The following is a 12217-nucleotide window of genomic DNA, read 5'->3' on the forward strand; positions in this document are numbered from 1 at the left end:
TTCATACTCGCATGCACCGTGGCACGGAGTCCAAGTTTCGACGGAAGATGTAAGAAACAACAAGCAACACCAAACGAACTGTTGCATTAGACTCATAGTTTTCATGGCTTTCACTTATCTCACTGTAAGGTTGTTCAAATGATAGTTATTTATCATCCTCAAATATGATTGGTATTTGGCGCTGCAACTGAAAATCTCCCTTCGGATCAGCAACCACGAGTAGGAATTCGAGCTGTGGTAAATCTTTTAGGTCTTCACTTGCAATGAGAAGCTCGGCCATTTGCTTGCTTTTCCATTTAACTTCCAAGCTCGGAAAGCTAGGTTCGGTGAAAACATTGGGCGTCTCACTAAAGTTGTCCAATTTGTTTTCGTTAATCCGAAGATGTACGTGATAAGTCACGCCAGAGCGATCGCTGACCTTTAAAATTGACGGATAAACTTCCATCGGGTGAGTGTATTGTAGCTCGATCGTTTTCGTAGCCAGTACAAGGGACTCTTTAAAAGGACTGCCAGATTGCTCGCTGATATCTTCTCCTTGTATAGCCCCGTCTTCCTCCTGCAAAGTAAACGTTGTCGGCTTAAGTGTTTTCTCACGCAAACGCAGTGTTACGCTTTCGGGTAACTGACGCGATTCAAATCCAGCAGACTTAAGATCAAAATCGACGAAAAAGCCATCCTTCGCTGGTGCAGGATTTGAGACGCCGATCGATATCTGAGGCACGTCGGTTTCAACTTCTAAAGCGGCTGTAGGGATGTTATCGTAGAACCATACTCGCCATTGCTTGGATGACGGATTTTCCGGGTCTAGCGAAACTCTTGACGGTGTTTCCCACCAACTTATTTGATGCCGAACATAAAATACTACGGAAAGATCAATCGCCTTGGACAGGCGAAGATAGTCTTCCTTTGGCAAAGAATCTGCTTCTACGTCCAACGGCAAATAATTTAGGTGAATGTCAACTTGCTTTACCTCCTCACTCTCACCAGATCGAATGGTTACGTCGACAACGATCGGCTTACCGACGGCTAGTTCAGGCGCGGCGTTTATCGAGGTGCAGTAGCAGCTACCAGTGGCAGACACCAAACGCATTGGCTCATCAAACGGATTATTGAGTTGGATTTTTGTCGAGAGTTTCTCCATCTGCTGGAGCCTACCTAAGTCAACTGGTCGCATTATTAGTCGCTTATTGTCCCAACTAACGATCTCTGGCTCAAAGCGATGAGCACCGACTAGCGGTTGCTGATCCGTATCTTTGGACTCCGGTAAACTATCCTGGCCCATGACCTGCAGGCACAGCGTCAATTGAAAGACTGCGAGAAAGACAAGAAGACGCATCACTAAGTGCCCTTTCACCACATTCAAAGTGCAAGTAATTCCCTGACCATAGGGCAATAAAATGGCTTTGTGCTTCTAAAGATGAAGCGATTGGTCGAAGTCCAATCGCCACAACAGCCAATAGCGGACGGCCTGCAAAGCACCGTAAGGCATTTTCGCGTCCGTAAATCTGGCGGCAAGGCTTTTCAACGACCCATTAGCTAGTCTGACGGTTGCTATCACGTTTGATCCTAGCAAAGCCGAAGGAATCACTAGAGGGAATACCAATAATAATTCGAGGCCTTGACTGGACACTTAGGTGCGTCGGTCTAACTTTATTAGGCCCGGAGGCCAATCCCATTGAGCAGCATGCGTACCATTATTTCTGCGACAGCCTTGCAGGTGAGCAGCTTGCTTGGTTGGCCTATGAAAGACTGTCATCAACCCAGGCATACAAAGTGTTGCTTGGCGCCCGCCAGTAGAACTGGATTTCAACTAGTGTTGAGTAACGTCGCTGCGAGCATCACGGACAGCCAATATCTCTTAGTAGAGCAGTTGAGTGCCTTACATCAAAACTGCTTAGTGAGCGTGCTCGCTATGCGAGGAAGCGGGAGTTGGCGAACATGATCTAGCCTTGGCAATATCAGCGATGAATTGCTTCACGATTTTTTGCGTGATTCGCGAGCTTTGCGGCTTGGCGGGTGATTGGCTCCGCTGGAGCTGCCGCCGCAGGATGTTTTTGCGGGTGAGAAAAACTCGATCTTAATCCTGTTCAATCGAAACATGACGCCATGTATCGAGTGTTCGTTAAGGGTGTGGATTTCCGCTTAGGTGTTTTTTGCGGAAATTTGAGTCCGCATTGTTGATTTCTCGGATCCTCTTTGTTAAGGTCAAGAATCTTCTTTTCGAGGACAGTTTCGTTCGGTTCACTTTCTGATAGGTGTTGCTATGCGAGTCTTTGGTCTTTGGTGACAGTCGCTGATTTCTATCACAGCGATTCTATAGTCCAGCTCACAGTGGATGAGCAGCGGCAGTTCAGAGGAGCGTATTATCCTGACTATTACGAATGCTACAAATATGGGGTAGGTACGCCTGGTTTGTGTGAATGTAATTACTCTTCGGGATATGGCTACCAGTGCGGGTACGATTACTGGAAGGCCGAGAATCTGGGGAACATCGCCTATCGATGTTCGAATTACTTACAACAAGATACCAGTTGTCAGTGGATTTGGTATCCGGAAGACTGCCTTACCGAAAGTACGTCATGCGGGACAGTAGTACATGGACGTTGTGTAACTATCGGGCCCATGGCAAATAGATTTCAACCCGATGCTGAACAGCAACCCGGCATGCCAATTTGCCATGACGTTCTTTCTTTCGACTAAAACATTTCCGTGACGAAAGTCCCCCGCGAGCTTTCTATAGTTGGTGAGTTAAGTCAATATGCATGTGTGCTTCTCGAAGAAGTAATAATTGAGGAAGTGAAGTAAGAGGCTTTCATGTTACTTTTCCGTTTGAGTAAGTTCGTGGTCTGGGTCAATATTTGTCTCGTTTTCTCTTTCAGCGAGCCGTCTGTCATTGGACAAGAGGCAACTGTAACGTCGGGCAACAAGGGAGAGGTCAACGATCCAGTTGCTGTTGGATTCATGGAAGGGTGGCTGGATTCATTCGGAGAGCCAGTATATCACTGCAAGTGGGTGTTTGATGCGAAACGAACTAGGGAGCCACGCTTTGAAAACGGCACCTTCGAGATTCACATGGAAGGTGAGTGGAGTTTTTCCGCAAAACTAGGTTCAAGCTACAAAATCAATTTCGATGGAGTGGAGTACCTCATTCGTGAAGTCCAAAGCGACGGGGGGCGAATTGTGTCGTTCTGGCCAGAATCGAAAAGCAGCGGGCAAAAATTCAGGATGAATAAGGGCTTAACCTACAATGATGAGTTCACCGGCGACCTAGGACTGCTTCGATCCCAAGTCTTTCCCTGCATGCTTCGATCCCGAATTCTGGAGTATCGGTGGGGCAATCCTATCTTTGCAACGCATAAGATAGATCCCCAACTTGTAGTAGTTCGGATCGAACCGCGAAGGCAGGACTTTATTGAGCTAGTCGACTTCACTTTGAGTGATGGAATTCAACCTGCGAAACGACTTTGGAAATCAACGAACGCAGATCCATTTGTCAAGCGAGTTTTGCGTGGAAGTGAGTACGAGACCACCTTCTCAAACATCAAAGTCAATGGAGCTTGGTTGCCAAGCAAAGTGTCTTTTGTACATCGCGCGGAAAGTGGACTATTGGGCACGAAATCGGACTTTGAAACTCGCGAGTGGAAACTCGTGGGCGATTACAGGTTTGATAGTGACACGTCCATGTATGAGAAAATCCTACCTCCTGACGGTACGTTAGTGCTTGATAGGTTGACTAGAAGTTACCAGTATGTTGGGGGCGGAGTTGGGACATGGAAGACGCCCGGCAAGGATTACAAGATGCGTGAAAATGCACTTGTTGAAGAACTAAAGAAGTTACCGGATTCACCAGCTACCGTGCCGTCGGTGTGGTATCCAACAGGGCGTACCAATATTTATTTCGTCATTGGGGCTGTGCTGTTGGTGCTTGGCGGGATCTTGGTATTCATAAAGACAAAGCGGAATGAGAACAGGAAATAGCGCTGAGAGCACCGCCTAATTTGCTATCCGTTGGTGTGCAAGAAGTGAGTGCGCTACAAAGTGTGCCAGCCGAAGGGTGTAGAACAATATGAGAGTATTTGCGAGTCAGCGAAGTTTAAGGGATCGTGCTTATGTCAAATCATATGCTAATTGGCCTGTTGATCGTTTCGTGCCTGCTGACCCAGGGCGCCCTCGCTAACGACGACACCGAAATCAGAACTAACGCTTCTTGCGGCGCCAATGCAGCTTACCTCTATCTGCACGCAACAGGGAGGTCCGTTGAGCTTGCTGATCTGCTGACCAAGGAGCAGTTTCGCAATTCGTCGCAAACTATTGAAGAAATTACCAAGGGACTTGAAATTTATGGCGTATCAGTGGCTCCTGTCAAAATACCCACATCGCAGTTGTCAAACTTAAACGGCTACTCGATTGTTTACCTAACCAAAAATAAAGCTCAAATGGGGCACTTCACACTGTGCCATTTCAACAATGGCCAAGTGCGAGTCTTTGAACCCGATGCACCAAAGACTAGCTTTGATCTGGGCCAGTGGGACAGGGCAGGTTTGACGACGGTTATGCTAATGGAAACATCCACACGGCCGTGGATGGTTTGGGCGTACGCTATGGTCGGAATTTTCAGTGTATGTCTGGCATTGAAATCATTGCCATACCTGCGAAAACGCAGGCAATTGACTTTCGCACTGGCCGGTATGACGACGTTGTTTTGTGGATGCACTGATAAAACGGAAATTGTCTCGTCGGTTCCTGTACCAGACCCTGCTTCCTCCCAAGCGGCGGAGCAAGCACTTATCTCTGATGCGACTGGCTTTATCAATGCGGGCAAGGTTGTGGAGCAAATCGGTGAGATCGTGGTCACTTATCCAGCCTCAGGACAAGCAAAAGCGGAAGTGACATTTCGCAATGTATCTGGGGCAACTTTGCAGCGAAGTAATTTCGAGTCCAATGCGCCATGCTGTTCTCCAGCACTGCTGGCAAACATCGAACCTGAGGTGGTCCCTGATCAAGAAGTATTTAAAGCGTACTTTGATATCCGAACCATCATGCCGGGCGAGAACAAATTGCCGATAACGATGGTCATAAAGACCGATCAATTTCTGTCCCAATGGGGTAGTGATGCTGACGTGGTGGGTGACACCTCCAAAGCGCGTCTTTCCGGACCGGTCATACTCACCGCGACGAAGTCGGTTCAGGGGGATCTAAAAAGCGCGGTGTCGGGCGAGCTAATCGTCATCTTACCTACCGATGCAAGTTTTGATGCAGATTTGATTCAGATCCACGGTCTGCCGAGGCTGGAAAGTTTGCAGGTGAACTCAGATAGTATTGTGGCTCGGAAAGATCGTTTCTACACCGCGTATTTCATGCCTTACTTGGGGAACTTGAGTCTTGATGACTCCCTGATCGGCCTTGAGGTGTTGACCGGTGAGTTGTCCTATGGAGATACCCGCTGTGACGTTCGGTTGGTAGTAAACCATTTTCCAGAGTGGACGTTATCTGGCGGGCGGACCGAAGCGAATTGCGTGATCATTAATGGTATGGTCTTTCCGAAGGCAATTACGGTCGAAAATAACCGAAATCATCCTTTCACGATTGAAAAGGCCGAATTCTCCGATGTGGCAGTTCTGGATGTTTCTGTTGATGAACATCGGGTAGAGTTCGCAGGCAGAGAGATTGAGGATCGTACAACCGAACTATTTGAGTCGATTTTGTTGTTGGATATCAAGCGAGATGGTAACGAAAAGACCTCTCGACTAGAAATTCCCATGAAGATCCATCGCCGCCTGGCTGAAGGTGCCAAATGAAAAAGCGAAGTGCGCGAGATGGTTTTACGGTAGTGGAACTGCTGGTCAGCTTATCGATCGCGGCGATCCTATCGACTCTCGCGCTGGTAGGTTTGAATTCGGCGCGGGAATCATCACGCAATATGACCTGCATATCGAATCAGCGCCAAATCGGTCTTGCCATTACGGCGTATGAAGCGGCCTATCGCGTGCTACCGATTAATGTGGCCGAAGAGCTAAGAAACGGGATGGCCATCCCGCTGGAGCGTCATAGTGCGCATGTGCGTTTGCTTTCGTTTTTGGATCAAGCGCCGCTGTTGGCCTCGGTGAAGTTCGGTGAAAGGATCCATTCCTGGGACGAACTAAAGCTCAACGCACCGCCGATCTTTCGTTGTCCATCGGAAACCAAATCAACAACTCGATCCTTCAACTACTGCTACTCGATTGGCAGTCGAGGTAATCCCACAAGCGTTTTTAAGATCCATGAAACCGATCGAATGGGTGCGTTTGGAACGACCTTCACGCAACTTTCAACAGGCCTCAATGGGCTCTCGAATTTGATTTACGTCAGTGAACGAAGCGTTGGAAGTAACGTTGGTGCTAAACGTTTTGCAGGTGACTATGAAAGAGTGGGCTTCGACCGCGGTAACGGAAAGCGAGATTGGTATTCCATCTTCTTTCTCGGCGAACCCCAGTCCGGCTACTTCACACCAAACCAATGGACGCAAATATGCGCTAAGACACTGGAACGAAAGCCGGATTGGATAACGTCCACAGGGGGGCTATGGATCTACGGCGAGGATGCATACTTCAATCAAATCATGACGCCCAATTCTCAGATTCCCGATTGCGGAATGATCGTGTCACCAATGGCAGGCGCTCGTACTGCCCGCAGCGAGCACAAAAGCCACGTAAATGTTTTGTTTGGCGACGGGAGCGTGCGAGGCATTGACGATTCGGTCGACCTTGAAGTTTGGCGGAACTTAGGTGCCGTCGATAAACGCGTGACGCCTGCGGTGGGGCCATAATGCCATGCAAGCTTGCAATCGAAAGCGACGCTTGTTCTTAGGTTCAGCGTGTAGCGTCGGCATTCTCAGTTTGATGCACTCAGGATGTCGTGATCGCCACCAGTCGGCCTCGGAAACATCGCACCGAGATAGCCTACGTTTCAGCAACGGATCTTTAGCAAGATCCACTACAGTATCGCTTGAGAAGTCACCAGTTGGCCGTGGTGGCAGATGGCGACGGCCAGTGCATCGGCAACGTCGGGTGGGTCAGGCGGCTTCTTTAAGCCCAACTGGTGTTGAACGGCTAATTGCATTTGAAGCTTGCTGGCATGGCCGTTTCCCGTCAAGCACTTTTTTACCGTGGTCGGCTTGTAAGAGTGAACCGCTAGATTCCGCTGCGCAACCGCCAAGCTCAATACGCCGCGAGCATGTCCCATCAAGATCGCCGTCCGAGGTCGCTCGTAATGCGAATACAACTGCTCGATGGCCACCGATTCAATCACGTACTGCTCGAGCACTTCGGTTAACCCTTCATGCAACTCCAGCAATCGCCGCTCTAAGGTGTGCGAGCGAACCGCGCGAATCACACCGGCTTCCACCAAACGGACTTTCATGCCCACAATCGCGACGATGCCATAGCCGGTGATGGCTAAGCCGGGGTCAAGACCCATGATCAAGCGGTCGGACATAGGGGGAGTTTGAAGTTTGAGTTGAAGTTTGAGTTGAAGTTGAAGTTGAAGTTGTTGAAAGACTGAAGACTTACTTTGCTTGTTCCCAGACGGTTTCGCCTTTTTTGTCTAGCAATTGAATTTTTACAGCGGCTAGCCCATCGCGGATCATGTCGGCAGCGGCAAAGTCTTTCTTAGCGCGAGCTTCGGCTCGCAGCTTGATGATCAACTGCATCAACTGGTCTACCGTGTGAGTCGCTTCGTCTCCGCTGCTTTGTTTGCGCGGAGGCTTTTTAAATAGTCCCAGGATGGCTGATAGTTCACGCAGGACGGACATGCCTTCTTGCAAAGCTTGTTTGCCTGCGGCATTCGTCGCGGCGGTTTCTTCTAGTTTCTCAGCGTCGATTAAGCGATTCATGCAGCGGACCATTTCGAACAAGTCGCTGACCGCGCCACCGGTGTTGAAATCGTCGTCCATCTTCGACAAAAACGCTTCACGAAGTGCCAGGATCTCGGACACGATGGCATGTTTGGACGTTGGTGTCTGGAACGTGTTGCGTTTGGTGTTGATCTCGAGCTCGTAAACGCTGGTGCCAGTGATTTGTGCATAGCGATCGAACAGTCGATAGAATGCTTCCAGCGCGACGCCAGCTTCGGCCAGTGGTTCATCGCCAAAAACAGTCGTCGATCGATAGTGGCTGCGAAGCAAGAAGAATCGCAACCGTTCGCCGGTTTGGTCTTCGATCAATTTGGCAAGTCCGCCGCCGCCTTTGCTGCGCGAGATCTTGCCCGATACGTCATCAGCCGGAGTCTCCTGTCGATCCGATTTACCGCCAACTTTACCGGTCGCATTGGAAGCTCGCATCAGCCCGTTGTGCATCCAATAGCGAACCATTTGAGCGTCGTGGCAGCAGCGGCTTTGCGCCAATTCGTTTTCATGGTGAGGGAACAGCAAATCCAACCCGCCGCCGTGGATGTCAAACGTCTTGCCTAGTATGCGGCGGCTCATGGCCGAACACTCGATATGCCAACCGGGGCGACCTTTACCCCAGGGGCTGTCCCACGAGGGTTCGCCTTCTTTGGCCGACTTCCATAATGCAAAATCGCCGGGGTTCTGTTTACGAGCCGATGTCTCGCCGCCTTCGCCTTGTTGAGCGTCTGCGGTCCGATTGCTTAAGCGACCGTACTCGGTATCGCTGGTGACATCAAAGTAAACATCGCCGGCGCTAGCGTAGGCGTGGCCTTTTTGAATCAGTTCACTGATGAAGCGAATGATCTCGTCGATGTTCTCTGTTGCACGCGGCATATGATCGATTTGATCAACGCCCAGTTGTTGCAAGTTCGATAAGTAGTCCGCCGTCATTTGCGTGGCGACTTGGAACATCGAGATCCCACGTTTTTGAGCCGACGCAATCAGTTTGTCGTCGACGTCAGTGATGTTGACGACCCAGGTGACTTCGTAGTTGTTGTAGACCAGATAGCGTTTGATCGTATCGAAGATGACGGGGCCGACCATATGGCCGATGTGTGCTTCAGCGTACACCGTTGGTCCGCACAGATACATTCCGACCTTTCCAAGCTCGACAGTTTGAAAAGGTTCTTTGGTTTTGGACAGCGTGTTGTAGATCCGGATCGGTGATTGCATAGCACTGGCGTTCGAGGCTGAATGGGTCTTGGTGGCAGGTGCGGCTATCGCGTTGGTCATCATGGATATAGTAGAAGTTGTACCGTAGTTGAGGCGGCGCGTGTGGGTCCGCCAATTAAAGCAAAAGACGCGGGGCGATTATAAGCAACTCACCGGATTCGGCTAAACCCTGATTTCAGCGGAATTTCATCAAGATAGCAATGCATGCTAAGACAAATGCCACGCCGAATTCGCAGCCTGCTATCTCCGTACCTGAGCCGTTCAGCTAGGTTCGGCAGAGCAGGGCAGTGCAGTGCGCTTCGGCCAGTCGGCTCTGACCGATATCGCCAATCTTTTCGCCAGTTTTCGCCTTCAGTCCGATCTGATCGGGCGAGATCTGCATAAGGTCTGCCAAGCGTTGGCGCATAGCGGGCTTGAAGGGCGACAGTTTGGGGAGTTCCATACGTACGACGCAGTCGATGTTGATAACTTGGTAACCGCGTTGTCGGGCCAGTTGGAGTGCTTGTAGGAGGAAGTCGGCAGAGTCGCGGCCTTTATTTTCTGGAGCGTTATCCGGAAAGAGTTCACCGATATCGGGCAGGCTAGCGGCCGAGCAAATGGCGTCGGTAATCGCATGCAGCAACACGTCAGCGTCGCTGTGGCCGATCATTTCCAGATCGCAGTCGATCGTGATGCCGCCCAGCCGCAGGGGGCCGCCATGTTGCAAGCGATGGGAATCGATGCCCAAACCAATTCGCAGTTTCGAGGCGTAGGAAGCGAAGTCGAAGGCGTTTGAGTTCATAGCGATGGTCGAGCTTTGAAAATTTTTTCGTCAGGATATCAACGTAGAGTTGGCTTTTTGAAGTTGGTCGTGTTTTTCAATGAGCCGACTGCTTGACGAAGTCGATTGGCTGTTGATACTTCTGGGCAAGTGGCTGATCGCTAGTTGGCGATTTCTTAACACGCCGATCTGAATTGTGACCTGAAGAGTTTGGTTGTCTATGTTACGACGAGCAAAAATATCGATCATTGGGGCTGGCAACGTAGGAGCAACGTGTGCTCACTGGTGTGCCGCAGCAGAGCTTGGGGACATCGTTCTGCTGGACGTTCCGCAAACCGAAGACATGCCACGCGGCAAAGCGTTGGATTTGATGCAGTCATCGCCCATCATGGGCTTTGATTCAAAAATCACAGGTACGAACTCTTACGAAGATACGGCAGGCAGTGATGTCGTCGTAGTGACGGCAGGCATTGCACGCAAGCCTGGGATGAGTCGCGACGATCTGCTGTCGACCAATGCTAAAATTGTAAGCAGTGTTGCCGAACAAATCGCCAAGACCAGTCCAGACAGTATCGTGATTGTGGTCAGCAATCCCCTGGATGCGATGGTTCAGCGAACTTTTTCTGTGACTGGATTTCAACCGCAACGCGTGATTGGTCAAGCAGGGGTGTTGGACACTGCGAGATACCGCACGTTCCTGGCTATGGAGTTGGGAGTGAGTGTTGAAGACGTATCCGCCTTGTTAATGGGCGGACACGGTGACACGATGGTGCCAATTCCAAGCTGTACTAGCGTTGGTGGCATCCCTGTCAGCCAACTGATCTCTTCCGAGCGATTGGCGGAGATTGTCAAGCGAACGGCCAATGGTGGTGCTGAAATTGTCTCACTACTGAAGACAGGTAGTGCGTATTATGCACCGGCTGCTGCGACCGCACAGATGGTGGAAGCGATTGTGCGGGACAAGAAGCGATTGATTCCTTGTGCGGCCTACTGCGACAAGGAGTACGGAGTGGGTGGTTATTACGTAGGTGTGCCAGTCGTTTTAGGGGCCGCAGGGGTCGAGAAGATTGTTGAGTTGCAACTGACAAGTTCAGAAACGGAAGCGTTTGGCAAGAGTGTTGCTGCTGTGAAGTCTTTAGTCGCCACGATGGAGTCATTGTTGGCGTCTGCTTAGTGATCTGATTTCGCAACACGGCCAGTTTTTACATCGTCGGTTTTTCCTGTTGACCTGCAACGCAGGCTTTCGCTAAAAACTGGCTGGTGTGATCGACGGGTCGGCAGTTGGAACGTTTCAACTCTACTTCTCCAGAACAGATAATTGATGAATCGACTGCCTTTGACTGGTTCTACTCAGGATTTTGAGACGGGTGCCGTCCAAGTTGCAGAATCAACGATCCCACTTCTCGAGCGAACGCCGCTCGCGTTGTCCGCTCCACACCGGCTGTTCTATCCCAAGCATTTTGAACCTCGGTATCAATATCCGTTGTTTCTCTGGTTGCATTCGCCCACAAGCAGTGAGTATGAGCTGGACGAGTTGATGCCAGCGATCAGCACACGCAATTATTTGGCGGTGGGTTTGCGAGGTTCCGAAGCGTCGCTTGAGCGAGATGGTTGCTTCGGTTGGTCGCTGAGTGATAGTGCGCGAGTAATTGCCGAAGAGACGGTATTGTCGACGGTCCAACTGGCCATTCAAGACCTTCCTATTGACCCCTCGCGAGTCTTCTTAGGTGGCTTTGGCACGGGAGGGACGATGGCGCAGTGGATCGGCTTGCGAAATCCCGGTTTGTTTGCTGGAGTGATGAGCATCAACGGCATTGTTCCTGATCGACCAAAATGGTTGACCTACTGGAAGCAAGCCAAACGCTTGCCCGTCTTGTACATGTATGGCGATTCGTCGGAGTTGTGTCCGTACGGTCAGGCTAGCCAAGCGATTGCGGTGGCGCATCGCAGTTGCTTGAAGTATCAGTTTGTGCAGTTCAACTGTGGCGACTGTCTGGATACCAGCATGACCTCCATGATGAATCAGTTCATGATGGAACCTAGGGTTTAGGCAATCTTGCCCACAAGTCTTGTGGTGTGGGCTGGGTTCCTAGTCCGTTGGCAGTAACGCGGCCGGCTGGGCCACGTAGTAAAACACTGCTTGCCTAGATTGGGTTTAACCGCGTGGGCATCGCCCCGCGTTCGTTTTGCCCTGCGGCGCAGTAACGCGGCCCGTTGGGCACGCGGTTAAACGACGCTGGCTGCATTATGGTCCAGCGGGCGACTGGCCCCTCGGGCATGCGGTCGAACGACGATATAAGTCGTAGCTGTAAAATTCTGGTTGACTTTGACGCTGCCGTATCCTTTGGCGTATAATGGGT

The 12217-nt window shown here is 50.6% G+C and carries 9 protein-coding genes; 5 read left to right on the forward strand and 4 right to left on the reverse strand.

Annotated features, from left to right (window positions below; translation table 11 throughout):
• Positions 1 to 145 precede the first annotated feature (145 nt).
• Positions 146 to 1339, reverse strand: a complete 1194-nt coding sequence (locus SH302x_RS01455) for a hypothetical protein (RefSeq protein ID WP_479366776.1) — start codon at positions 1337 to 1339, stop codon at positions 146 to 148.
• A 1475-nt stretch (positions 1340 to 2814) separates the two neighbouring features.
• On the opposite strand from SH302x_RS01455, the gene SH302x_RS01460 reads away from it, so the two are divergent.
• The 3 genes from SH302x_RS01460 (at position 2815) to SH302x_RS01470 (ending at position 6805) form a co-directional block, all read left to right on the forward strand.
• Positions 2815 to 3978, forward strand: coding sequence for a hypothetical protein (locus SH302x_RS01460; protein ID WP_479366777.1), 1164 nt, complete (start codon positions 2815 to 2817; stop codon positions 3976 to 3978).
• Between the two features lie 131 nt (positions 3979 to 4109).
• A complete protein-coding gene (locus tag SH302x_RS01465; RefSeq protein ID WP_479366779.1) occupies positions 4110 to 5798 on the forward strand; it encodes a cysteine peptidase family C39 domain-containing protein in 1689 nt (562 codons plus the stop codon).
• The gene (locus SH302x_RS01470; RefSeq protein WP_479366780.1) at positions 5795 to 6805 is read left to right on the forward strand and encodes a DUF1559 family PulG-like putative transporter; all 1011 of its coding nucleotides are present in this window, start codon (positions 5795 to 5797) and stop codon (positions 6803 to 6805) included. The genes SH302x_RS01465 and SH302x_RS01470 overlap by 4 nt, the downstream gene beginning before the upstream one ends.
• Positions 6806 to 6972: 167 nt before the next feature.
• Here the strand turns inward: SH302x_RS01470 and ruvC are convergent, their stop codons facing one another.
• From ruvC to ispF, 3 genes are all read right to left on the reverse strand, one after another.
• Positions 6973 to 7473: a crossover junction endodeoxyribonuclease RuvC gene (gene ruvC, locus SH302x_RS01475; RefSeq protein WP_479366781.1), complete on the reverse strand. Its 501-nt coding sequence runs from the start codon at positions 7471 to 7473 to the stop codon at positions 6973 to 6975.
• Positions 7474 to 7543: 70 nt separating this feature from the next.
• The gene (cysS, locus tag SH302x_RS01480) at positions 7544 to 9157 is read right to left on the reverse strand and encodes a cysteine--tRNA ligase (protein ID WP_479369228.1); all 1614 of its coding nucleotides are present in this window, start codon (positions 9155 to 9157) and stop codon (positions 7544 to 7546) included.
• Between the two features lie 205 nt (positions 9158 to 9362).
• A complete protein-coding gene (gene ispF / locus SH302x_RS01485; protein WP_479366783.1) occupies positions 9363 to 9878 on the reverse strand; it encodes a 2-C-methyl-D-erythritol 2,4-cyclodiphosphate synthase in 516 nt (171 codons plus the stop codon).
• A gap of 199 nt (positions 9879 to 10077) precedes the next feature.
• Here ispF and mdh point away from each other — a divergent pair, with 199 nt between their 5' ends.
• Positions 10078 to 11031 (forward strand): malate dehydrogenase, encoded by a 954-nt coding sequence (mdh, locus tag SH302x_RS01490; RefSeq protein ID WP_479366785.1) that lies wholly within the window; start codon positions 10078 to 10080, stop codon positions 11029 to 11031.
• A 147-nt stretch (positions 11032 to 11178) separates the two neighbouring features.
• On the forward strand, positions 11179 to 11907 hold the full coding sequence (locus SH302x_RS01495) for an alpha/beta hydrolase (RefSeq protein WP_479366787.1): 729 nt from the start codon (positions 11179 to 11181) through the stop codon (positions 11905 to 11907).
• Positions 11908 to 12217: the final 310 nt, after the last annotated feature.

It is taken from the genome of Njordella calcicola (assembly GCF_056494125.1).